Source organism: Curtobacterium flaccumfaciens pv. betae (assembly GCF_026241855.1).
In the GTDB taxonomy this organism is placed as follows: domain Bacteria; phylum Actinomycetota; class Actinomycetes; order Actinomycetales; family Microbacteriaceae; genus Curtobacterium; species Curtobacterium flaccumfaciens.
The window spans coordinates 1,184,167-1,207,222 of sequence record NZ_JAPJDC010000001.1 but is presented as its reverse complement, the minus strand read 5'-3'; the positions used below and the strand labels follow the sequence as shown (position 1 = coordinate 1,207,222).

The following is a 23,056-nucleotide window of genomic DNA, read 5'->3' as shown; positions in this document are numbered from 1 at the left end:
AGCCTACCGATCGAGGCTCGGGCATCGGTCGATGCCCGAGCGTCGGGGTCGATCAGTCCGCCGACTCGTCCTCGTACTCGTCGTCGTCCTGGTCGAGGGCGACGTCGCGGTCGTCACGAGCGGACGGCTTCGCGTCACGGACGGTGCTGAGCAGCTTGCCCACCTCGACCGTGCCGAGCTCGCGCATCTTGCCGGGAGGCAGGCTGCCCAGGTGCAGCGGTCCGAACGACCGGCGGACGAGTTCGAGGACCGGGTGGTCGACGGCCTCGAGCATGCGACGGACGATGCGGTTGCGGCCGGAGTGCAGCGTGATCTCGACGAGCGACTCACCCCGCGAGGACTCGAGCAACCGCACCTTGTCGGCCTTGATCGGACCGTCCTCGAGCTCGACGCCCTCGGTCAGGCGCTGCACCACGGCGGGGTTCACGTTGCCGTGGACCTTCGCGATGTACGTCTTCTGCACGCCGAACGACGGGTGCGCCAGCACGTGTGCCAGGTCGCCGTCGTTCGTCAGGACGAGCAGCCCGGAGGTCTCGGTGTCGAGACGGCCGACGTTGAACAGGCGCTCCTCGTAGCGGTCCACGAACTCCGTCAGGTCGCGGCGGCCGCGCTCGTCCTGCAGGCTCGAGACGACACCGGTCGGCTTGTTCAGCACGATGTAGCGCCGCGACGAGTCGATCTGCACCGGCACGCCGTCGACGCTGATCGCGTCCTTCTCGGGGTCGACGCGACGCCCGAGGGCGTCCACGACCTCGCCGTTGACCGTCACGCGGCCCTCGACGATCAGGTTCTCCGCGACCCGGCGGGATGCCACGCCGGCAGCGGCGATCACCTTCTGCAGGCGCTCACCCTCTGCCTGGAGGCCCAGCTCGGCCCCGGCAGGCGCCGTTCCGTCCGCCGCGTCCCAGTCCTCGATGATCGGCCGCTCGGGCGTGCCCTCGGCCGGGTTGCCCCGGTCGTCGCGCTGCCCGCTCGGCTTCGGCGTGGTGCGGTCGCTGTTGCGCACACTCGTGGTGCCGCCGACGTAGCGGCGGCCGTTGTGCCAGACGCGGCTCTGCTGGACGTCCGGGGTGCGGCGGTCATCACGCGGCGCGGAGCTGCCACGGTCGTCGCGGCCGCGGTACCCACCGCGGTCGTCGCGCGGGGCCGAAGCACCACGGTCGTCACGGCCCCGGTAGCCACCACGGTCGTCCCGCGGGGCGGAGTTTCGGTCGTCACGGCCGCGGTAGCCACCACGGTCGTCGCGCGGGGCCGAGGTGCGGTCGTCACGGCCGCGGTACCCACCGCGGTCGTCACGCGGAGCGGAGTTGCCGCGGTAGCCACCACGGTCGCCGGCACCGGATCGGTCATCGCGACCCCGGTAGCCGCCACGGTCGTCGCGCGGAGCCGAAGCACCACGGTCGTCACGGCCGCGGTACCCACCACGGTCATCGCGCGGAGCCGAAGCCCCACGGTCGTCACGGCCGCGGTACCCACCACGGTCGTCGCGCGGAGCGGAGGTCCCGCGGTCGTCGCGGCCCCGGTAGCCACCACGGTCGTCACGCGGAGCCGAAGCCCCACGGTCGTCACGGCCGCGGTACCCACCGCGGTCGTCACGCGGAGCGGAGTTGCCGCGGTAGCCACCACGGTCGCCGCCACCGGATCGGTCATCGCGACCCCGGTAACCGCCACGGTCGTCACGCGGAGCCGAGTTGCCGCGGTAGCCGCCACGGTCGCCACCGCGGTCGTCGCGCGGCGCGGAAGCCCCACGGTCGTCACGACCCCGGTAGCCACCACGGTCGTCACGCGGAGCGGAGTTGCCGCGGTAGCCACCACGGTCTCCACCACCGGAACGGTCGTCGCGACCCCGGTAGCCACCACGGTCGTCACGCGGAGCCGAGGCCCCGCGGTACCCGCCGCGGTCGCCGCCACGGTCGTCACGCGACGGGTACCCGCCACGGCGGTCGTCGTCACGCGGCGGGCGTGCGCCCCCGCGGTCGTCGCGACCGTACCCGCCGGAGCGGCCACCGGCACTGGAACCGGCCCCGCCGCGTCCGCCGGTCGGGCGGCCGGAGCGATCCGGGCCTCCTGAGCGTCCGTTGCGGTCGTCTCGGTCTCGGGGCGCGCCGCGCCCCCGGTCGTCAAACCCTGCCATCGGGGATCCCTTCGTTCTGCTCGAAGCCGTCCGCACCGTCGTCCAGGAGGGGCGAGATGAGCGGCAGCTCGTCGAGCGAGTTGATGCCGAGCTGCTGCAGGAGCAGGTCGGACGTGACGTAGTTGATGGCGCCGGTCTCGGCGTCGGTGAACGACTCCTCGATGAGGCCGCGTGCCACCAGGGTTCGGACGACGCCGTCGACGTTGACGGCGCGGATCGCAGCGATCTGCGAGCGGGTGATCGGCTGCTTGTAGGCGACGACCGCCAGGGTCTCGAGCGCGGCCTGCGACAGCCGCGAGGGGCGCTCGGCCTCGACGAACTGCTCGACCACGGGGTCCAGGTCGGCGCGGACGTAGAAGCGCCAGCCGCCACCGACCTCGCGGAGCTCGAAGCCGCGGCGGATCGTGCCGTCGACGCCGTCGAAGTCGGCGACCAGGCGGTCGATCGCCTGGCGGACGGCGGGGACGGGCGAACCGACCGCAGCGCCGAGGGCGACGAGCGACTGCGGCTGGTCGGCGATCATCAGGATGGCCTCGAGCTGGCGGTCGATGGGGATGGTCGGGTGGGCCTGCGATGCGGTGCGCTCGTGGATCTCGTGCTCGATCGCGCGGGCGTCGGCCATCTCGTCGGCGCCGCCGGGTTCGGCGCTGGACGTGTCGTGCACGTCATCCGTCATAGTCGGCTCCCAGGTTCGCGAGGCTCTCGTCGGACCAGTCCTCGGCGGTCCACCGCAGTGTCAGCTCCCCGAGCGGCTCGAGCTGCTCGAACGAGATCGACGCGTTCCGGTACAGCTCGAGGATCGCGAGGAAGCGAGCCACCACGATACCCGTCTGGTCGACGCCCGCGACCAGTTCACGGAACGAGACGCCCTCACCATCACGGGTGCGGAGGATCGAGACGACGATCGCGGCCTGTTCGCGGATGCTGATGAGCGGGGCGTGCAGGTGGTCGAGGCCGACGGTCGGGATCTCCCGCGGGGCGAAGGCCAGCGCGGCCAGTGCTGCGAAGTCCTGCACCGACAGGGTCCAGACGAGTTCCGGCGTCCGCGCACGGAACCGCTCCTCGAGCCGGACGCTGCGGACGTGCCGGCGCGACTCGACGCCCCAGCGCTCCCCGAACCAGTCGGCGGCCTGCTTGAACGCCCGGTACTGCAGCAGTCGGGCGAACAGCAGGTCGCGAGCCTCGAGCAGGGCGACGTCCTCGGCGTCCACGAGCTCACCCTGGGGCAACAGCCCGACGATCTTCAGGTCGAGCAGGGTCGCCGCGACGACCAGGAACTCGCTGGCCTCGTCGAGCTCGTCGGCGGACTCGGCCTGCCGGACGTACTGGATGAACTCCCCGGTCACGGCACCGAGCGACACCTCGGTGATGTCGAGCTCGTGCTTCGTGATGAGCGAGAGCAGGAGGTCGAACGGTCCGTCGAAGTTGGCGAGCCGGACCCGGAACCCCGCGTCAGGCGACGGCGCCACGCTGGACGAGCTCTCGTGCGAGCTGCCGGTAGGCGTGGGCGGCAGGGTGGTCCGGCGCGGTCTGCGTGATCGGACGTGCGGACACCGTGGCGTCCGGGAACTTCACGGTGCGGCCGATGACGGTGTCGAGCACGCGGTCGTCAAAGGTGTCGACGACCCGCTCCATGACCTCGCGGGAGTGCAGCGTGCGCGAGTCGTACATGGTCGCCAGGATGCCGTCGAGCTTGAGCGCCGGGTTGAGGCGGTCGCGCACCTTGTCGATCGTCTCGATGAGCAGGGCGACACCGCGGAGCGCGAAGAACTCGCACTCGAGCGGGATGAGCACGCCGTGCGCCGCGGTCAGGGCGTTCACGGTGAGCAGGCCGAGCGACGGCTGGCAGTCGACCAGGATCACGTCGTAGTCGTTCGCGACCTTGCGCAGCACGCTTGCCAGGATCTGCTCGCGGGCGACCTCGTTGACCAGGTGCACCTCGGCCGCGGACAGGTCGATGTTCGCCGGGATGACGTCGAGGCCGGGGGTGTTCGTCGGCTGGATGACCTGGTTCGGGTCCTTCACGGCACCCATCAGCAGGTCGTACACGGTGTGGATGTCGTGGGTCCGGACCCCGAGGCCGGCGGACAGCGCGCCCTGCGGGTCGAAGTCGACGGCCAGGACCTTGCGGCCGTACTCGGCGAGCGCGGCGCCCAGGTTGATGGCCGTCGTGGTCTTGCCCACGCCGCCCTTCTGGTTGCAGAGCGCGATGATGCGGGCGGGTCCGGTGCTGTCGAGCTCCTCGGGCACGGGGAAGTCCCGGACGGGACGCCCCGTCGGACCGTGGGTGGTCGCGCCGGTGGGGTTGGTCGTCGGGTTCGGGCTCACCCCGTCATCGTACCGGCGACCTCGGGCTGGGCCGGGTCGCACCGCCGCGCGAGCGCTGCGCTGCTGGCTGGCAGCCTGGCCACGGTCGCTGCTGCTGCGCTGTTGCTGCTGCTCGTCAGGCAGCGCGCAGGGCGACGCGCATGCTGTCGACCCGCTCGGCGATCACGGGGTCCGTCGACCACCGCTGCTGCAGCCGACCGACGAGCTCGCCGACCTGCTCTCGGTCGAGCCCCGGGTGCAGTGCCAGGCCCACCGTCAGCTCCGGCCCGGCGAACCGGCCGACCGGGTCGCCCGGCGCGAGTTCGACACGGGCGACGCTCGACTCACCCTCGACCGAGGCGGCGAAGGCGCGGGCCACCTCGGGGTCCTCGAAGCACGGGGCCCACGGCAGGTCCTGCCCGAGCGCCCACACCGCCGGACGACGCAGCACGAACTCGGTCGGCGACTTCGGGTCGAGCACGACGAGCTGGGTGTCCTCGCTCGCAGCGGCCATCGCCACACGGCGGGACTCCACCGGCACCGGACGCGCGTCCGGGTCCCACGCGTGCATGGCGTCGACCGAGGTGAACGCCGGCATGACGCTGCGACCGTCCGGACCGGCGACCGTCACGATCGAGAGTTCCTGGGTCTTGTCGACGAGCTTGCCCTCGTCGGTCTCCCCCACGTCGCCGGCCTCGGCGATGAGTGGGATGAGCAGGCGGGCGGTGCGGAGCGACTCGACGATCGCCGCCTGGGAGGCACCCCCGGCGAGCGCACCGATCGCGGCGACCACCGCGGGGTCGGCGAGTCCGTCGTCGTCGGCGAACGCGGTGTCGTGGTGGTCGAACGTGCGGCCTTCCCACGAGAAGCCCGCCGAGTCCGCGGCCCCGCCGGGGGTGTGCGCGTCGTCGGCGTCGGGCCCGGTGCCACGGCCGTTCGAGATGCCCGCCACGGCGTTACTCGGAGGCGATGTCGAGTGCGGCCGGCAGCGTGAACGCCCCGGAGTACAGCGCCTTGCCGATGATCGCGCCCTCGAGCCCGTACGGCACGAGTTCGCGGAGCGCACGGAGGTCGTCGAGCGTGGAGATCCCGCCCGAGGCCACCACGGGCTGGTCGGTCCGGTCGCACACCTGGCGGAGCAGTTGGACGTTCGGCCCCTGCAGCGTGCCGTCCTTGGTGACGTCGGTCACCACGTAGCGGGCACAACCGGCGGCTTCCAGCCGGTCGAGCACCTCCCACAGGTCACCGGCGTCCTCGGTCCAGCCGCGGCTCGAGAGCGTGGTGCCGCGGACGTCCAGCCCGACGGCGATCTGCTCGCCGTACTCACCGATCACACGGGCGGCCCAGTCGGGGTTCTCGAGCGCCGCGGTCCCGAGGTTCACGCGTGCCGCACCGGTCGCCAGTGCCGCTTCGAGCGAGGCGTCGTCACGGATGCCGCCGGACAGCTCGACGGAGACGCCCTCGACCTCGCGGACGGCGTGCGCGATCACCCGGCGGTTGTCGCCACGGCCGAACGCCGCGTCGAGGTCGACGAGGTGGATCCACTCGGCGCCCTGGTCACGCCAGGTCCGGGCAGCGGCGACGGGGTCGCCGTAGCCGGTCTCGCTCCCCGCCTCGCCCTGGGTGAGTCGCACGGCCTGTCCGTCGACGACGTCGACCGCCGGCAGCAGGACGAGGGGCGGGGTGTCGGTGAGGTCGGTCATGGTCCTGTCGGTTTCGTTGCGGTGGAGAAGGGGTTGCGGACGGCCGGGAGGCCCGGTGCGCGTTCGGCACGGCCGTCGCGCCCGGCAATGGCCGGGTTCAGAGCGAACGCACCCAGTTGGAGAGCAGGCGGATGCCCGGCTCGCCGGACTTCTCGGGGTGGAACTGCGTGGCGGTGAGCGGTCCGTTCTCGACCGCGGCGATGAACGGCTGCCCGTGCTCGGCCCACGTCAGACGGGGCGCACGGAACGGCCCGTACGCCTCGAGCGGGAAGTCGGTCACCCCGTAGGAGTGCACGAAGTAGAAGCGTTCGTCGTGCAGCCCGTCGAACAGCACGGAGTCCTCGGGGGCCTGCACGGTGTTCCAGCCCATGTGCGGCAGCACTTCGGCCTGGATCTCCTGCACGGTGCCGGGCCACTGACCGAGCCCTTCGACGTCGGCACCACGCTCGATGCCGCGCGAGAACAGGACCTGCATGCCGACGCAGATGCCGAGCACGGGTCGCCCGCCGGCCAGACGGTGGTCGACGATCTCGCCACCCTGCACGCCCTCGAGCTGGTCGATCACGGCGGCGAACGCCCCGACACCGGGGACGAGCAGGCCGTCGGCCTTGAGCGCCGCCTGCTTGTCGGAGGTCAGGGTGACCTCGGCCCCGGCGCGCTCGAGCGCCTTGGCGGCGGAGTGGACGTTGCCTGACCCGTAGTCGAGGACGACGACGTTCGGCTTGGCGGCGGTCACAGGGCGCCCTTCGTCGAGGGGATGCCGTCGACGCGCGGGTCCAGTTCGACCGCCTTGCGCATGGCTCGGGCGAACGCCTTGAACTCGGCTTCGGCGATGTGGTGGGGGTCGCGGCCCTCGAGCACGCGGACGTGGACGGTGATGCCGGCGTTGAACGTGATCGCCTCGAACACGTGGCGGACCATCGAGCCGGTGAAGTGGCCACCGATGCGGTGGAACTCGAAGCCCGCGGGCTCGCCGGAGTGCACCAGGAACGGGCGCCCGGAGACGTCGACGACGGCCTGGGCCAGCGCTTCGTCGAGCGGCACGAGGGCGTCGCCGTAGCGGCCGATGCCGGAGCGGTCGCCGAGGGCCTGCTTGATCGCCTGTCCGAGCACGATCCCGGTGTCCTCGACCGTGTGGTGCACGTCGATGTCGGTGTCACCCGTGGAGCGCACGCGCAGGTCGATCAGGGAGTGCTTGCTGAACGCGGTCAGCATGTGGTCGAAGAACGGGACGGAGGTCGAGATCGACGAGGTCCCGGTGCCGTCCAGGTCGAGCTCGAGTTCGACACTCGATTCGCTCGTCGAACGGCTGATCGAGGCGGTGCGGGCGGTCATGCCTCAACCCTAACCGGCGGCTGCTCGGCGGCGACCTGCCGCATGGCGTCGAGGAACGCGGTCGTCTCGGCCTCGGTCCCCGCACTCACCCGCAGGTGGTTCGGGATCCCGAGGTCGCGCACGATGACGTCACGCTCGAGCAGCGCTTCGAACGCGGCGTGCGGGTCGGCCACACCACCGAACAGGACGAAGTTCGACCAGGTCTCGTAGGTGCGGTACCCCATGGCCTGGAGCTCGGTGACCATGCGGTCGCGCTGCCCCTTGATGTCATCGACCATCGCCAGCATCTCGGGGGCGTGCCGGAGTGCCGCGATCGCCGCCGCCTGGGTCAGCGCGGACAGGTGGTAGGGCAGCCGGACCAGCCGGACGGCGTCGACGACGGCGGGGTGCGCGGCCATGTACCCGACCCGGGCACCGGCGAACGCGAACGCCTTGCTCATCGTGCGGGAGACCACGAGGCGCTCGCGACCGGGCAGCAGCGTGAGGGCACTCGGAGCGTCGGACGGCATGAACTCGGCGTACGCCTCGTCCACCATCACGATGCCATCCGTCGCGTCGTAGGCGGCCGCGATCGTCTCGATCTCGAGCGGCGTGCCCGTCGGGTTGTTCGGCCCGCACAGAAACACGATGTCCGGCTGGTGCGCACGGATGGCCGCCACGACGGTCTCGGGCGAGATGCGGAACTCGTCGTTCCGCTGGGCCGGGATCCACGTGGTGCCGGTGCCCGACGCGAGGATCGAGTGCATCGAGTAGGTGGGCGGGAACCCGAGCACCGAGCGACCGGGCCCGCCGAACGCCTGGAGGAGCTGCTGCAACACCTCGTTGGACCCGTTCGCCGCCCAGAGCTGCTCGGCGGTCAGGTCGTGCCCGAGGTAGTCGGCGAGTGACTGCCGGAGCTCGGTGAACTCGCGGTCCGGGTACCGGTTGACCGTCAGCAGGGCCTGCCGGATCGACTCGACGATGTCGGCAGCGACGTCGTCCGGAACGGGATGCGTGTTCTCGTTGACGTTGAGCTGCACACGGACGTGCTTCTGCGGGGCGCCGTAGGGGCTCTGCCCGCGCAGGTCGTCTCGGATCGGGAGGTCTTCGAGCGTGAATGCCACCGATCCATCGTAGGCCGCTGTCACCGTGCCACGACCAGCCGTCCGGACGGCGCTGCCCGAGTGACTACTCGCCGTCGGTGTACTTGGTGGGGATGGAGATCTCTTCGCCGGCCTGCAGCGCGGAGCCGTCGAGCGCGTTGAGGCTCACGACGTCCTGCACGAAGTCGCGCGGGTCCGAGTCGGGGGCCGTCTGCTCGGCCAGCTGCCAGAGCGTCTCGCCCGGCTGGATCGTCACGGTCTCGAACTGGGTGCGGGCGCCGCCGGCGGTGGCGTCACCGGCGGAGGCCTGCCCACCGTTCAGCACGCCGAGCGCGACGACGATGAGGAGCGGGAGCGCGGCGAGCGTCGTGAAGACGATGCGGCCGCGACGCGTCAGACGCAGGCGGGTACGCACGGCGGGCGCCGCGGTGCGCTGGATGTCAGCGATGGCGATGGTGCTCATGTCGTTCTTGCCTTCCCGTTCGGTGGAACCGAAGTCGTGTACCGAACATAGTTTCGAATCAGACGACGCACAAGTCCTGGAGGGGATTTCTGCGGGGTTTTCTTGCGACACGCTCGAACAGGTGTTTGTCCGACCCTGGCTGGTCGGATACTGTTTCGATCGACTGGGACAAGCCTGACGGGGACCACCGACATTCCCGCCGCGGCCGGACCGGCACCGACGAAAGCGAGACGACGTGGTGGACGAACTGCGGGGCCAGAAGCCGCTGACGCCGAAGCAGCAGGCGATCTTCGACGCGATCCGTGCGTCGATCGCTTCGCGGGGCTACCCGCCGAGCATGCGCGAGATCGGCGACGCCGCCGGGCTCTCCTCGCTCTCCAGCGTCTCCCACCAGCTCGGCCAGCTCGAGCTCGGGGGCTGGATCCGGCGCGACCCGAACCGTCCGCGTGCGCTCGAGGTCCTGGTCGACGAGCCGTCGTCCGACGTCGGCGGCCCGGACATCGACGCCACCACGCTCGTGCCGCTCGTCGGCCGGATCGCCGCCGGTGTCCCGATCACCGCCGAGCAGCACGTCGACGAGATCATCCCGCTCCCCCGACAGCTCGTCGGCACCGGCGAGCTCTTCATGCTCAAGGTCGTCGGTGAGTCGATGATCGACGCCGCGATCTGCGACGGCGACTGGGTCGTCGTCCGGTCGCAGCAGACCGCCGAGAACGGTGACATCGTCGCGGCCATGCTCGACGAAGAGGCGACGGTCAAGGTCTTCCGCCAGCGCGACGGTCACACGTGGCTGCTGCCGCGCAACTCCGCCTTCGAGCCGATCCTCGGCGACGCGGCCTCGGTCCTCGGCAAGGTCGTCGCGGTCCTCCGCTCCCTCTGACCACGGCCCGCGACCCGCGCTGCACCGACGCGAGACGCCGTCGTCACCGTACGACGCCCCCTGCATGACGAAACGCCGCCGGATTCGGCGGCGTTTCGTGTGTTGCGGGGCGTCTCGGTGAGGCGACGGCGTCCGGCTTACCCGTGACGGGCCTCCAGGCCGCGCGGCAGCGCTCTCCAGCGCCCGCCGGAGCCGAGCGTCAGACCGTCGGGACCGGCGTGACCACGTAGGGCTCGAGCTCGGCGACCTGCCGCTGGAAGACGCGCACCCGCAGGCGCGTGCCGTCCTCGACGTAGTCGACGGACTCGACCGAACCGGTGTCGTGCAGCGACGACACCAGGTCGCCGCGGTCGTACGGCACCACGATCGTCAGGTCGACGTCGGGCTCGGGCAGGCGATCCTCGATGACGCTGAGGAGCTCCGGGATGCCCTCGCCGGTGCGTGCCGACACGAACACCGCGTCCGGCACGAGTCCGATGAGCACGAGGCGCTGCGCGTCGTCGATCAGGTCGGCCTTGTTGAAGACGACGATCTCCGGGATGTCACCCGCACCGACGTCGCCGATGACCTCGCGCACGGTGGACAGCTGCGCCCCGGGGTCGGGGTGCGAGCCGTCGACCACGTGCACGATGACGTCGGCGTCGCCGACCTCTTCGAGGGTGGAGCGGAAGGCCTCGACGAGCTGGTGCGGCAGGTTGCGCACGAAGCCGACGGTGTCGGCGAACGTGTACTCACGACCCTTGGTGCTCTCGGTCCGGCGGACCGTGGCGTCCAGCGTCGCGAACAGCTGGTTCTGCACCAGCACGCCCGCGCTCGTCAGCCGGTTGAGCAGCGAGGACTTGCCGGCGTTGGTGTAGCCCGCGATCGCGACACTGGGGACCTCGTTGCGGTTGCGCTCGGCACGCTTGGCCTCGCGCGCGGGGCGGAACCCGGCGATCTGGCGGCGGAGCTTGGCCATCCGGGTGTGGATGCGTCGGCGGTCCAGCTCGATCTTGGTCTCACCGGGGCCACGCGAACCCATGCCCGCACCGCCGGAGACCTGGCCACCGGCCTGCCGGGACATCGAGTCACCCCAACCACGCAGTCGCGGCAGCAGGTACTCGAGCTGGGCGAGTTCGACCTGCGCCTTGCCCTCGCGGCTCTTGGCGTGCTGGCTGAAGATGTCGAGGATCACGGCCGTGCGGTCGATCACCTTGACCTTCACGACGTCCTCGAGCGCACGGCGCTGCGAGGGAGCGAGCTCGGTGTCCGCGATCACGGTGTCGGCGCCGGTGGCCTTCACGATCATCGCGAGTTCCTCGGCCTTGCCCTTGCCGAGGTAGGTCGAGGCGTCCGGGTGGGGCCGGCGCTGCAGGAGCCCGTCGAGCACGACCGCGCCGGCCGTCTCGGCCAGGGCGGACAGCTCGCGCAGGGAGTTCTCGGCGTCCTGCGCGTCGCCCTGGGGGTACACGCCGATGAGGACGACCTGCTCGAGCCGCAGCTGGCGGTACTCGACCTCGGTGACGTCCTCGAGTTCGGTGGAGAGGCCGGCGACACGGCGCAACGCCGCACGGTCCTCACGGTCGTACTGGTCGCCGTCGCCGGTCCAGCTGCGGTCGTCGACCGACTGCGTCTGGATGGCCTGGGCGGGTGCGAAGATGGACGATGCTGCGCGGTGGTCTGCGTTGCGCAACACCCTCTCGACGACACCGTCTGCGCTGTCGTCGTTGGTCTGGTGGTTCTGCTGATGGGTATCCGTCATCCTGTGCACAGGCTACCTCCGGACGCCCTTCGACACACTCGGTTGCCGGTACGGTTCATCCATGGCGAACGACCACTACTTCTCGGCCACCCCCGAGAGCGAACTCCGGCCGCGCCAGGTGCACGTCACGCTCGCCGGTCAGCCCCTCACCCTGTCGACCGCGGCTGGGGTCTTCAGCCCCGACGGCGTCGACCGAGGCACGAAGGTCCTGCTCGGTTCGGTGCCGGCACCGGCTGCCGACGGTGCCCTGCTCGACATCGGCTGCGGCTGGGGCCCGATCGCGATCACCATGGCCCTGCAGTCCCCCGACGCCCACGTGTGGGGCGTCGACGTCAACGAGCGGGTGCTCGGGCTCGCGCGCGCCAACGCGGCTGCTGCCGGTGCGTCGAACGTCACGATCGCGCTGCCCGACGACGTCCCGGCCGACCTGCGCTTCCGCACGATCTGGTCGAACCCGCCGATCCGTGTCGGCAAGGACGAGCTGCACCAGATCCTGCTGACGTGGCTGCCCCGACTCGAGGTCGGGGGCGACGCCTGGCTCGTCGTGTCGAAGGACCTCGGGGGCGACTCGCTGCAGAAGTGGCTCGTCGGTGCGCTCGGTGAGGGGTTCTCCGTCACCCGCGAGTCGACGGCCAAGGGCTTCCGCATCATCCGGGTTCGCCGCAGCGCGTAGCGCGTAGCGCAGCGCGTAGCGCGAGCGCAGCGCGTAGCGCGAGCGCAGCGCGTAGCGCGAGCGCGCACATCGTGAGCAGAAATGGTCGGGTCGCCGCTGGGCACCCGACCATTTCTGCCCACGAAGCGCAGCGGGGCGAAGCGCGCCCGCGCACCGCGCCGCGCCGCGCCGCGCCCGCGCCCGCGCCCGCGTCAGACCGTCAGGTCGCCCGAGAACACGAGTTCGGCGGGCCCGGACAGCGACACGTGCTCGCCGTCCTCGGTCGCCGTCATCCGCACCGTCAGCAGCCCGCCCGGCACTCGCACGCGCCAGGTGTCCGGCGCCCCCGCACCGACCCAGTAGCGCGTGGCGAGGGCTGCCGCGACGGCCCCGGTGCCGCACGAGAGCGTCTCACCGCTCCCCCGCTCGTGCACCCGCATCGTGATCTCGCCGACGCCGTCCTTGATGAGGGGGTCGCCGGGCAGCACGAACTCGACGTTCGCACCGTGCTCCGGTGCCGGGTCGAGCACCGGCAGGAAGGTCAGGTCGAGGTCGGCCAGTTCGTCCTCGGTCTCGACGGCGACGACCACGTGCGGGTTGCCCACGTCGATGCCGATGCCGGGCCGCGCCCCGTCGAGGTTCTTGGCCCGCACGAGCACGTCGTCGGAACCACCGCCCTCGATGCCCAGGCCCCAGCGGCCGAGGTCGGCGGCGAACCCGTTCGTGGTGCGCTGGATGTCGACCAGCCCCTTGCGGCTGCCGACGGTGAGCGTCTCGCCGGGAGCGAGCTCGACCAGGCCGGACTCGGTCAGGTACCGGGCGAACACGCGGATGCCGTTGCCGCACATCTCCGCGACCGTGCCGTCGGCGTTGTGGTAGTCCATGAACCAGGTCGCCTCGGGCTCGACGGCCACGAGCGCACGCCCCTCGGGGATCGCCTCGGACCGCACCGCCCGGATCACGCCGTCGCCGCCCACGCCGAAGCGTCGGTCTGCGATGGCGCGGATCCGCTCGGGGGTCAGGTCGACGGTGGCGTCGGGGTCGGCGAACAGGACGAAGTCGTTGCCGGTCCCCTGGCCCTTGGTGAAGTGCAGCTCGGTCACGGCACGATCCTACGGGCCAGTTCCGACAGGTCGCCGCGGTCCGCCCCCGTGACGTCGAGCGTCTCGGCCTCGGCGTACCGGCGGAACCACGACACCTGCCGCCGGGCGTACTTCCGGGTCGCGATGCCGGTCGCCTCGACCGCCTGCTCGCGGGTCGACGTGCCGGCGAGCACCTCGAGCGCCTGCGAGTACCCGATGGCGCCCCGCGCGGTCCTGCCCTGCTCGAGTCCCTGCTCGCGGAGCGCCGCGACCTCGTCGACGAGTCCGGCCTCGAACATCCGCGCGGCCCGCTCGTGCAGCGCCGACACGAGCTGCTCGCGGTCACGCCGCAGGTGCAGGATCCGGGACGGTCGCCAGGCGCGGGGCGCGGCCGGGAGGCTCGGGGTCACGACCTCGGATCTACTCGCGATCTCGAGTGCTCGGATCAACCGCCGTGGGTTGCGTGCGTCGATCGTCGCGGCGGCCGACGGGTCGAGGGCGCGGAGTCGCTCGAGCAGGATGCCCGGACCGAGCTCCTCGTGCTCGCGCTCGAGTTGCGCACGGAGCGCGGGGTCGGTACCCGGGAACGCCAGGTCGAACAGCACCGCGGAGACGTAGAGGCCGCTGCCGCCGACGAGGACGGCCACGCCGCCGTCGGCCTGGATCCGGTCGACGTCGGCACGGGCGGCGACCTGGTACGCGGCGACGCTCGCCTCGTCGGTGACGTCGAGCACGTCGAGCTCGTGGTGCGGGATGCCGCGCCGTTCGGCCGGCGGGAGCTTCGCGGTACCGATGTCCATGCCCCGGTACAGCTGCATGGCGTCCGCGTTGATGATCTCCGCGGGGCGGCCGGCAGCACGCAGGCGCTCCGCGATCGCGATGCCGAGGTCGGACTTCCCGGTGCCCGTCGCCCCGACCACCGCGATCAGGTCGGCAGTGGCAGCCGCAGTGGCACCGGCGGGCGGCAGGTCAGCGCCCGACACGGAGCGTGGGCAGCCCGAGCGAGACCGGACGGGGCCCGTCGCCGGCGGCGGCAGCGGGCGTGGGCACGCCGCAGCTCTCGGCCTGCGCGCGGTCCCAGGCGTCACCGGCCCGGGTGCGTCGGATGCGCAGCGGAGCGTCGTCGTCGGCGAGCAGGAAGTGCGGTGCAGCGCGGGTGATGTCCACGGTGACCACGTCGCCCGGGCGCGGGACCTCGGACCCGGAGGGCACGGTGAAGTGCACGAGCCGGGAGTCCTCCGCGCGACCGGAGAGCCGGCGGGTGGCGTCGTCCTTGCGGCCCTCACCGGAGGCGACGAGCACCTCGACACTCCGGCCGACCTGCAGCGCGTTCTCTTCCGCGGTGATGCGTTCCTGCAGGGCGACGAGTCGCTCGTAGCGCTCCTGCACGATGTGCTTCGGCAGCTGGTCGTCCATCGTCGCCGCCGGCGTGCCCGGGCGGATCGAGTACTGGAACGTGAACGCCGAGGCGAACCGCGCCTGCTCGACGACGCGCAGGGTGTCCTCGAAGTCGGCGTCGGTCTCACCGGGGAACCCGACGATGATGTCGGTGGAGATCGCCGCGTTCGGGATCTTCGCGCGGACGCGGTCGAGGATGCCGAGGAACCGCTCGCTGCGGTAGCTCCGGCGCATCGCCTTGAGCACCCGGTCGGAACCCGACTGCAGCGGCATGTGCAGCTGGGGCATCACGTTCGGGGTCTCGGCCATCGCGTCGATGACGTCGTCGGTGAAGGCCGCCGGGTGCGGGCTCGTGAAGCGGACGCGCTCGAGCCCCTCGATGGTGCCGGTGGCCCGCAGCAGCTTGCCGAACGCCTGTCGGTCGCCGAACTCGACCCCGTAGGAGTTCACGTTCTGCCCGAGCAGCGTGACCTCGATCGCGCCGTCATCGACGAGCGCCTGGATCTCGGCCAGGACGTCACCGGGTCGGCGGTCCTTCTCCTTGCCGCGGAGCGAGGGGACGATGCAGAACGTGCAGGTGTTGTTGCAGCCGACCGAGATCGAGACCCAGCCGCTGTGCGTCGAGTCGCGCTTGGTGGGCAGCGTCGACGGGAAGACGTCGAGTGCCTCGAGGATCTCGATCTGCGCCTCGTCGTTGTGCCGTGCGCGTTCGAGCAGGGTCGGCAGGGACCCCATGTTGTGCGTGCCGAAGACGACGTCGACCCACGGCGCCTTCTCGAGGATGACGTTCTTGTCCTTCTGCGCCAGGCACCCGCCGACGGCGATCTGCATGCCGGGGTGCTCGCGCTTGATCCCCGCGAGCTGCCCGAGGTTGCCGTAGAGACGGTTGTCCGCGTTCTCGCGCACCGCGCAGGTGTTGATGACGACGACGTCGGCCTGCGCACCGTCCGCCGCGGTGTAGCCCGCGGCCTGCAACGAGCCGCTCAACCGCTCGGAGTCGTGCACGTTCATCTGGCACCCGTAGGTGCGGACTTCGTAGGTGCGGGGGCGCGCTTCGACGGTGGCCATGGTCGTTCCAGTGTAGGTCGGAGCGACTACTCGAACCGGACGGTCCCGCGGCCGGGTTGCGGTCGCTTTCCGCCACCGTCGAGGGCACGTGCCACAGCGATCCGGACGACGCCGGAGCTGTAGCCCTTGCGCATCAGGAAGCCGGACAGCCGGCGTTCCGCAGTGGCGCGGTCGAGCCCGCGCATCTGCGGCGCCCGCTTGTCGGCGAGTTCCTGCGCACGGAGGAACTCGTCGTCCTCGTCGTCGGCGGCTTCGTCGAGCGCCGTGTCGATCGCCACCTGGTCGATGCCCCGGCGACGGAGCTCCGTCACGACACCCTGTCGACCGAGGCCCTTGCGGGCGTGCAGTCGATCCACCAGGTCGGTGGCGAGGGCGACGTCGTCGAGGAGCCCGACACGGGTCAACCGTTCGATCTCGTACTCGACCACGTCGGGGTCGAGGTCCTGCTGCAGCAGCAGGGTCCGCATCTCGGACTCGCTCACGCCCTTGCGGCCGAGCGCGCGCAGGCTGATCCGTTCGGCATCCGCCCGCTGTTCGTCGAGCGGACGCGGTGCGTCGGCCGGGTCGATCTCCTCGCCGCCGGCGATGGAGAACACCGACGCGGTGGTGGCGTCAGCGGTCTCGGCGTCGTAGCCGTCCTGCTCCGCACGGCTCGAGCGCCCGCTGCCGTCGCCGATCACGGGCGACACCCACGCTGCCGGCCCCCGGGCACCGTGCAGGGGCACCGGCGAATCGGCGTCGAACGATGCGGGGAACTCGTCCGCCCGGCCTTCGTCGGACTCGGGCAGGACCCAGCCGTCGGAGTCGCGCGGTTCGTCCGGTGACACCGGAGGCTCGGGGATGGCGGGCATCACCGGCGTGACAGGAGCGCGACGACGCGACCTCGCACCGAACAGGTCGGTGACCGGTGCGAGGCCGTCGTCGTCGTGGTCGGTGCTCACGCGCCCTTGCGCTCCGCGAGCTTCGGCGCGATCGACTCGACCGGGGCGTCTTCGGCCTTGGCGCCGCCGACGCCGAGCTTGGCGAGGATCTTGCCTTCGATGTCGGCAGCGATCTCGGGGTTCTGGATGAGGAAGGAACGCGAGTTCTCCTTGCCCTGCCCGAGCTGGTCGCCGTCGTAGGTGTACCAGGCACCCGACTTCTTGACGATGCCGTGGTCGACACCGAAGTCGAGCAGCGAGCCTTCGCGCGAGATGCCGACGCCGTACAGGATGTCGAACTCGGCCTGCTTGAAGGGCGGCGCCATCTTGTTCTTGACGACCTTGACGCGTGTGCGGTTGCCGACCGCGTCGGTGCCGCTCTTGAGCGTCTCGATGCGACGGATGTCGAGGCGGACGGACGCGTAGAACTTCAGCGCCTTACCACCCGAGGTGGTCTCGGGCGAACCGAAGAACACCCCGATCTTCTCGCGCAGCTGGTTGATGAAGATCATCGTGGTCTGCGTCTGGTTCAGGCCACCGGCGAGCTTTCGCAGGGCCTGGGACATGAGGCGGGCCTGCAGACCGACGTGCGAGTCGCCCATCTCGCCCTCGATCTCGGCACGGGGCACGAGGGCCGCGACGGAGTCGATGACGATGAGGTCGATGGAGCCGGAGCGGACCAGCATGTCCGCGATCTCGAGCGCCTGCTCGGCGGTGTCGGGCTGCGACACGAGCAGGGCGTCGATGTCGACACCGAGCTTCTTGGCGTACTCGGGGTCGAGCGCGTGCTCGGCGTCGATGAAGGCCGCGATGCCACCGGCGCGCTGGGCGTTGGCGATGGCGTGGATGGTGAGGGTCGTCTTACCCGACGACTCGGGGCCGTAGATCTCGACGATGCGGCCGCGGGGCAGGCCACCGATGCCGAGCGCGACGTCCAGCGCCACCGACCCGGTCTGGATGACGTTGACGGGGGCGCGTTCGTCCGAACCGAGGCGCATGATCGCACCCTTGCCGAACTGCCTGTCGATCTGTGCGAGTGCGGTCTCGAGGGCCTTTTCGCGGTCTGCCGGTGATGGCATGGGGTGCTCCTTCGTGCTCGTGTTCGGCCGCCTGTAGGCTGTCGCGTCCACGCCGGCCGATGGTGCAAGGCCGATGGTTCTGCGACAAGGCTTCGGGCTGTTCCCGATGTCCATCAACCTATGGCGAGCCACCGACATCACTGCCGACGGTCACGCGATCTGTGGATGGAACACCCGGGCGACGCCGCTGTGGAGGAAGCTACCACCGATCGAACACGCGTTCGAGCAACACGCCGAACACAGTTTCGGGTGCTCGGCCCCGCGGAACCGGCTCAGTCCTGGGGTTCGGCCAGGCCCTTGCCGTGCCGACGGTCCATCGGGACGTCCTGCGAGTCGCACAGGGCGTCCCACACCCGGCGGGCGTCGACACCGGCGGCGAGGGCGTCCACGGCGGAGCGACCGCCGAGCCCTTCGAGCACGACGTCACGGGTGACCACGGAACCGTAGGCCTCACCGAACACCTGGTCGACGGCTCGCCAGAACTCACTCACGCGCATCCGACCAGCCTAGGCGCGTGGTCGCGGGCCGGAACGCAGAACGCCCCCGCCGGGAAGGACCGGCGAGGGCGTTCGGTGCGATGCGCTCAGCGCACCGCGAGGTCGTTGTCGAACTCGGCGACGAGGTCGTCCGGGAGCGTGTCGGGGACGGGGGTCAGCCCCTCGACGATCGCGAGGCGGTCGCCCACTTCGCGCATGATGGTCGAGATGGGCGTGTCCAGAGCATCCGCGACGGACGCGAGGATCTCCGAGCTGGCTTCCTTCTGCCCGCGCTCGACCTCACTGAGGTACCCGAGCGCGACACTGGCCTTGGACGCGACCTGACGGAGGGTCCGGCCCTTCTGCAAGCGGAAGTCCCGGAGCACATCGCCGATTTCCTGACGAACGAGAACCATGAGAACTCCTCCTCTCTGTCGTCTCCGCGCCCGCTCGGTCCGGTGGATCGAGTTCGGGTTCAGCAACAATAGCGTTGCCGGTTGCAGCATGTTAGCCAGGCTGGCTGCCGTACTGCTGGAGATTTCGTGAGATGTAACCCAGTGGAAACGGGACCTATTCCCGGCCCCGGACCTCGGACGACATCCGTGCAAGGAGTTCGGAGACGGTGGCGTGCCGGATTGCTCCTCGGTCACCGTCGAGGTGCAGTTCGAAGGCCTCTGCCCCCGCGGCGGAGGCGATCCCGAGGTACACGGTGCCGACGGGCTTGCCGTCCTGCGGATCCGGGCCGGCGACGCCGGTCGTGCTGATCCCCCACGTCGCGGGTTCCCCGTCGACGGACAGCGCGATCCGGACACCGGCGGCCATCTGCCGGGCGACCTCGGGGTGCACGGCGCCCTCGGCCTCGAGCAGCTCTGCCGAGACCCCGAGCACCGAGTGCTTCACGGGCGTCGCGTAGGCCACGACGCCACCGCGGACGACGGCACTCGCGCCCGGCACGTCGACGAGGGTCGCGACCACGAGGCCGCCGGTCAGCGACTCCGCCACGGCGAGGGTCTCGCCCCGCGCCGTCAGTTCGGCGATGAGTCCCGGTGCGACCGGGACGGGAGGCGCGGCCTGCGTCGAGCGCTCGGGTCCGGTCATGCGATCGTGCGGTTGTGCTTCCATGCCTGCCAGAGGTAGTCGATCCCGCTCAGGATCGTTGCCAGGAACGCGGCCGTCATCAGGATGCCGTTGACCCAGTGCGCCCAGTCGCCGACCAGGTTCCACCACGGGAACAGCGCCGCCGTCAGAGCGACGGCCTGCAGCACGGTCTTGATCTTGCCGCCGCGGCTCGCCGGGATCACCCGGTCGGAGAGCACCGCGAACCGGAAGACCGTGATGCCGATCTCGCGCACCATGATCAGCACGGTCACGTACCAGGGCAGCTCGGCCAGGATCGACAGCGCGACGAGCGCACCACCGATGAGCACCTTGTCGGCGATCGGGTCCACGAGCTTGCCGAAGTCCGTGACCAGGTTCTGCCGACGCGCGATGATGCCGTCGGCGCTGTCCGTGACGATCGCCACGACGAAGACGACCGCGGCCCAGATGCGAAGGGGTCCGTCGTTGCCGGCGTCGGCGAGCAGCAGGACGAAGAACAGCGGCGCCATCAAGATGCGCACCACCGTGACGATGTTCGCGACGTTCGCGGTCGACGCCGGGCCGGGGCCCTTGCGCAGCAGCCGCCCGCGCCACGGGAACCGTGCGCCGTGCGTGGTGTTCGTGCTGTCCGAGGCGGTCATCGCCGTCACTCCCTGCCCGTCAGTCCCCACGCGTCCTCATCGGGCTCGTCGTGGACTTCATCGTACCCGCGGGTCATGTCCCCCACGGGGTCTGCTCCGTAGCGGTCACCGTCGCCGGACGGCGTCGGGGCCGGCGCTGCCGGAGCGGCCGCGGCGGGCGGCTCCTCGCCGCGGAGCTTCGCGAGCACCGCGGGCAGCTGGTCGGCGGTCACCAGGACGTCGCGGGCCTTCGAACCCTCGGACGGCCCGACGATGTCGCGCGACTCCATCAGGTCCATCAGACGACCGGCCTTGGCGAAGCCGACGCGGAGCTTCCGCTGCAGCATCGACGTCGAACCGAACTGGGTCGACACGACCTGCTCGACGGCCGCGAGCAGCAGTTCGAGGTCGTCGCCGATGTCGGCGTCGATCTCCTTGCGCTCGACCACGGCCTGGACGTCCTGGCGGTACTCGGGCTGCGCCTGCCGCGTGACGTGCTGGACGACCTCGGCGACCTCGCCCTCCTGCACCCAGGCACCCTGCACGCGGAGCGACTTCGACGAGCCCATCGGCAGGAAGAGCGCGTCGCCCTGACCGATGAGCTTGTCGGCGCCGGGCTGGTCGAGGATGACGCGGGAGTCCGTGACGCTCGTCACCGCGAAGGCGATGCGCGACGGCACGTTCGCCTTGATCAGGCCGGTGATGACGTCGACCGAGGGGCGCTGCGTCGCGAGCACCAGGTGGATGCCGGCGGCACGGGCGAGCTGGGTGATGCGGACGATCGACTCCTCGACGTCACGCGGCGCCACGAGCATGAGGTCGGCGAGCTCGTCGACGACGACGAGCAGGTACGGGTACGGCTTGAGCTTCCGCTCGCTACCCGCCGGCAGGACGATCTCGTTGTTCTCGATCGCCTTGTTGAAGTCGTCGACGTGGCGGAACCCGAACGACGCCAGGTCGTCGTACCGCATGTCCATCTCCTTCACGACCCACTGCAGCGCTTCGGCCGCCTTCTTCGGGTTCGTGATGATGGGTGTGATGAGGTGCGGGACGCCGGCGTAGATGGAGAGTTCGACGCGCTTCGGGTCGACCAGGACCATGCGGACCTCGGACGGCTTCGCGCGCATCAGCAGCGACGTGATCATCGAGTTGATGAACACCGACTTGCCGGAACCGGTGGAGCCGGCGACGAGCAGGTGCGGCATCTTCGCCAGGTTCGCGACGACGAAGCCGCCCTCGACGTCCTTGCCGACGCCGATCGTCATCGGGTGCTTCGACTTGCGGGCGGCGTTCGAGCGCAGCACGTCACCGAGCGAGACGATCTCGCGGTCGGTGTTCGGGATCTCGACACCGATGGCACTCTTGCCCGGGATCGGCGACAGGATGCGGACCTCGTTCGAGGCGACCGCGTACGACAGGTTCTTCGACAGGGCCGTGACGCGCTCGACCTTGACGCCGGGGCCGAGCTCGATCTCGTACCGGGTCACCGTCGGCCCGCGGGAGAACCCGGTGACCTTCGCGTCGACCTTGAACTCGGTGAGCACCCCGGTGATGGCGGCGACGATGTCGTCGTTCGCCTGGCTCCGCGCGACCGAGGGGGTCCCGGAACTCAGCGTCGTGGCGGCGGGCAGTCGGTAGGGCTTCGACGGATCGTCGTCGGAACCGGCGGCGGCCGCACTCAGCTCGGCGGCGGCGTCGATGTCCTCCGGCTCGTCGACGATCTCGGGCTCGGACAGCACCTCGGGCACCGCGGGACGGATGTCGGCCGTCGGCTCCGGCCGCGCGGGGACGTCGGTGCCGAACGCGCGGAGCGCCTGCTCGGCGTCCTGCAGGTCCTGCTCGACGGAGTCGTTGAGGTTGACCGACGCGGGCTCGGCCGGCGTGAGGTCGACGAGCCCGGCGGCGGCACCGGCGTTCGGGCTCACGGCGGGGGCAGCGGGCACGACGGGCGCAGCTGGTGCGACGGCAGCGGCAGCCGGGGCGACCCCGGTGGCCGGCGGCAGCACCGGGCTGTCGTACGCCGGGTCCTCTTCGCGCCCGGACTTGTTCCGGCGCCACCACGGCACGTTGTCGCCACCGGCTTCGGCGTCGGCAGCGGCCTGCTCGTCACCGAACCCGAGGTCGTCGAACAGCTGGAAGTCGGCGTCGCCCTTCTTGCCGCGCTTCGACGTGCGGGCGCGGGCGGCGGGCTCCGCCGCAGCGGCGGCGTCGGCCTCGGGCTCGGCTGCGGGGGCCGGTGCGCCGAACAGGTAGGCGTAGAGCTCGTGCAGGCGTCGCCCGAGCTTGTTCGGCGGCGTCTTGGTGATGATGAAGAGCGACAGCACGAGCAGCACGATCGCCACGGGGACGGCCACCCAGGCGGTCGCGATCGTGACGAGCCAGCCGATGACCACCCAGCCCAGCACCCCACCGGCGGCGGCCAGCGCGGGCATGCCGTCGGCCGCGCTCGGTCGGCCACCGAAGACGTGGCAGAGCGAGGCGATCGACACGATCAGAATGCCCAGGCCGATGCCGATCCGGGTGTTGTCGTGCACCGAGGCCGGGTGCCGGAACAGCCACCCGGCGAACACGATCATGATGACGGGCAGGGCGAACGCCAGGCGGCCGAACAGCCCACCGAACGTGTACGCGTCGAGTGCGACGGAGACGCTGTTCGTCGGGTTGAGCCACTCGACGACCCCGCCGGCGATGGCCAGCAGGAACAGCAGGAACGGGAACCCGTCGCGCCGCTGGTCCTTCTCGAGGGTCTCCTTGCCGAGCAGCCGGAACATCGCGCCGACGCCGTGCGCCATCGCGAGCCAGAAGGTCACGAGCGGGTTCTGCTCGCGGAACACCGGCGTGGGCGCAGCCTGCGGCAGCTTCTTCGTCGTGGCCTGGGTGCGCGACGAACCGCGCGTCCCGTTGCCACGGGACGACGTGGACGCGCGCGAGCGCGTGGTCGACTTGGTGCCTCCGGCCATGGGCAGAACCCTAACGCCCGCTCAGGACAAACGCAGGAAGGCCCGCCGCAGCGTCCGT

At 70.9% G+C, this 23,056-nt stretch carries 23 protein-coding genes; 2 read left to right on the top strand and 21 right to left on the bottom strand.

The window, feature by feature from the left end; genetic code table 11:
• Positions 1 to 52 precede the first annotated feature (52 nt).
• The 10 genes from ORG17_RS05700 to ORG17_RS05655 all read right to left on the bottom strand — a co-directional run bounded on the left by ORG17_RS05700 (position 53) and on the right by ORG17_RS05655 (position 9,024).
• Complete coding sequence (locus tag ORG17_RS05700) at positions 53 to 868, bottom strand: pseudouridine synthase (protein ID WP_250892209.1); 816 nt, start codon at positions 866 to 868, stop codon at positions 53 to 55.
• A 1,252-nt stretch (positions 869 to 2,120) separates the two neighbouring features.
• The gene (gene scpB / locus ORG17_RS05695) at positions 2,121 to 2,810 is read right to left on the bottom strand and encodes an SMC-Scp complex subunit ScpB (protein ID WP_027464780.1); all 690 of its coding nucleotides are present in this window, start codon (positions 2,808 to 2,810) and stop codon (positions 2,121 to 2,123) included.
• Complete coding sequence (locus ORG17_RS05690; RefSeq protein ID WP_171907825.1) at positions 2,800 to 3,603, bottom strand: segregation and condensation protein A; 804 nt, start codon at positions 3,601 to 3,603, stop codon at positions 2,800 to 2,802. The genes scpB and ORG17_RS05690 overlap by 11 nt, the downstream gene beginning before the upstream one ends.
• Positions 3,587 to 4,462, bottom strand: coding sequence for a ParA family protein (locus ORG17_RS05685; protein WP_017885900.1), 876 nt, complete (start codon positions 4,460 to 4,462; stop codon positions 3,587 to 3,589). The genes ORG17_RS05690 and ORG17_RS05685 overlap by 17 nt, the downstream gene beginning before the upstream one ends.
• A 115-nt stretch (positions 4,463 to 4,577) precedes the next feature.
• Positions 4,578 to 5,393, bottom strand: coding sequence for an SseB family protein (locus tag ORG17_RS05680; RefSeq protein WP_027464778.1), 816 nt, complete (start codon positions 5,391 to 5,393; stop codon positions 4,578 to 4,580).
• A 4-nt stretch (positions 5,394 to 5,397) separates the two neighbouring features.
• Positions 5,398 to 6,144 carry a bifunctional 1-(5-phosphoribosyl)-5-((5-phosphoribosylamino)methylideneamino)imidazole-4-carboxamide isomerase/phosphoribosylanthranilate isomerase PriA gene (gene priA / locus ORG17_RS05675; protein ID WP_214526486.1) on the bottom strand — a complete coding sequence of 249 codons (747 nt, stop codon included), beginning with the start codon at positions 6,142 to 6,144 and terminating at the stop codon, positions 5,398 to 5,400.
• 97 nt (positions 6,145 to 6,241) lie between these two features.
• On the bottom strand, positions 6,242 to 6,880 hold the full coding sequence (hisH, locus tag ORG17_RS05670) for an imidazole glycerol phosphate synthase subunit HisH (protein WP_071405609.1): 639 nt from the start codon (positions 6,878 to 6,880) through the stop codon (positions 6,242 to 6,244).
• A complete protein-coding gene (gene hisB, locus ORG17_RS05665) occupies positions 6,877 to 7,479 on the bottom strand; it encodes an imidazoleglycerol-phosphate dehydratase HisB (RefSeq protein WP_027464776.1) in 603 nt (200 codons plus the stop codon). The genes hisH and hisB overlap by 4 nt, the downstream gene beginning before the upstream one ends.
• On the bottom strand, positions 7,476 to 8,582 hold the full coding sequence (locus tag ORG17_RS05660) for a histidinol-phosphate transaminase (RefSeq protein WP_214526487.1): 1,107 nt from the start codon (positions 8,580 to 8,582) through the stop codon (positions 7,476 to 7,478). Before ORG17_RS05660 ends, hisB begins: the two co-directional genes overlap by 4 nt.
• A gap of 64 nt (positions 8,583 to 8,646) precedes the next feature.
• Positions 8,647 to 9,024 carry a LysM peptidoglycan-binding domain-containing protein gene (locus ORG17_RS05655; protein ID WP_111057444.1) on the bottom strand — a complete coding sequence of 126 codons (378 nt, stop codon included), beginning with the start codon at positions 9,022 to 9,024 and terminating at the stop codon, positions 8,647 to 8,649.
• 235 nt (positions 9,025 to 9,259) lie between these two features.
• Here ORG17_RS05655 and lexA point away from each other — a divergent pair, with 235 nt between their 5' ends.
• A complete protein-coding gene (gene lexA / locus ORG17_RS05650) occupies positions 9,260 to 9,904 on the top strand; it encodes a transcriptional repressor LexA (RefSeq protein WP_027464773.1) in 645 nt (214 codons plus the stop codon).
• Between the two features lie 199 nt (positions 9,905 to 10,103).
• On the opposite strand, the gene hflX is transcribed toward lexA, so the two are convergent.
• Positions 10,104 to 11,645, bottom strand: coding sequence for a GTPase HflX (gene hflX, locus ORG17_RS05645; RefSeq protein WP_214524019.1), 1,542 nt, complete (start codon positions 11,643 to 11,645; stop codon positions 10,104 to 10,106).
• Between the two features lie 61 nt (positions 11,646 to 11,706).
• Between hflX and ORG17_RS05640 the strand changes: the two genes are divergently transcribed.
• Complete coding sequence (locus tag ORG17_RS05640; RefSeq protein ID WP_214526488.1) at positions 11,707 to 12,318, top strand: class I SAM-dependent methyltransferase; 612 nt, start codon at positions 11,707 to 11,709, stop codon at positions 12,316 to 12,318.
• 191 nt (positions 12,319 to 12,509) lie between these two features.
• Here the strand turns inward: ORG17_RS05640 and dapF are convergent, their stop codons facing one another.
• The 10 genes from dapF to ORG17_RS05590 form a co-directional block, all read right to left on the bottom strand.
• Entirely contained in the window at positions 12,510 to 13,400 is an 891-nt protein-coding gene (dapF, locus tag ORG17_RS05635) for a diaminopimelate epimerase (RefSeq protein WP_027464770.1), read from the bottom strand.
• The gene (miaA, locus tag ORG17_RS05630; RefSeq protein WP_301565383.1) at positions 13,397 to 14,362 is read right to left on the bottom strand and encodes a tRNA (adenosine(37)-N6)-dimethylallyltransferase MiaA; all 966 of its coding nucleotides are present in this window, start codon (positions 14,360 to 14,362) and stop codon (positions 13,397 to 13,399) included. Before miaA ends, dapF begins: the two co-directional genes overlap by 4 nt.
• Positions 14,349 to 15,845 (bottom strand): tRNA (N6-isopentenyl adenosine(37)-C2)-methylthiotransferase MiaB, encoded by a 1,497-nt coding sequence (gene miaB / locus ORG17_RS05625; RefSeq protein ID WP_027464768.1) that lies wholly within the window; start codon positions 15,843 to 15,845, stop codon positions 14,349 to 14,351. Before miaB ends, miaA begins: the two co-directional genes overlap by 14 nt.
• A 26-nt stretch (positions 15,846 to 15,871) precedes the next feature.
• Positions 15,872 to 16,786, bottom strand: coding sequence for a regulatory protein RecX (locus ORG17_RS18290; protein ID WP_214526489.1), 915 nt, complete (start codon positions 16,784 to 16,786; stop codon positions 15,872 to 15,874).
• The gene (gene recA / locus ORG17_RS05615; protein WP_027464767.1) at positions 16,783 to 17,844 is read right to left on the bottom strand and encodes a recombinase RecA; all 1,062 of its coding nucleotides are present in this window, start codon (positions 17,842 to 17,844) and stop codon (positions 16,783 to 16,785) included. Before recA ends, ORG17_RS18290 begins: the two co-directional genes overlap by 4 nt.
• Positions 17,845 to 18,116: 272 nt before the next feature.
• The gene (locus tag ORG17_RS05610) at positions 18,117 to 18,341 is read right to left on the bottom strand and encodes a DUF3046 domain-containing protein (RefSeq protein ID WP_027464766.1); all 225 of its coding nucleotides are present in this window, start codon (positions 18,339 to 18,341) and stop codon (positions 18,117 to 18,119) included.
• Positions 18,342 to 18,427: 86 nt separating this feature from the next.
• On the bottom strand, positions 18,428 to 18,736 hold the full coding sequence (locus ORG17_RS05605; RefSeq protein WP_027464765.1) for a helix-turn-helix domain-containing protein: 309 nt from the start codon (positions 18,734 to 18,736) through the stop codon (positions 18,428 to 18,430).
• 154 nt (positions 18,737 to 18,890) lie between these two features.
• Positions 18,891 to 19,418, bottom strand: coding sequence for a CinA family protein (locus tag ORG17_RS05600; protein WP_173035507.1), 528 nt, complete (start codon positions 19,416 to 19,418; stop codon positions 18,891 to 18,893).
• A complete protein-coding gene (gene pgsA, locus ORG17_RS05595; RefSeq protein ID WP_250892193.1) occupies positions 19,415 to 20,059 on the bottom strand; it encodes a CDP-diacylglycerol--glycerol-3-phosphate 3-phosphatidyltransferase in 645 nt (214 codons plus the stop codon). The genes ORG17_RS05600 and pgsA overlap by 4 nt, the downstream gene beginning before the upstream one ends.
• 5 nt (positions 20,060 to 20,064) lie before the next feature.
• Positions 20,065 to 22,998 carry an FtsK/SpoIIIE family DNA translocase gene (locus ORG17_RS05590; protein ID WP_176708449.1) on the bottom strand — a complete coding sequence of 978 codons (2,934 nt, stop codon included), beginning with the start codon at positions 22,996 to 22,998 and terminating at the stop codon, positions 20,065 to 20,067.
• Between the last annotated feature and the right edge of the window lie 58 nt (positions 22,999 to 23,056).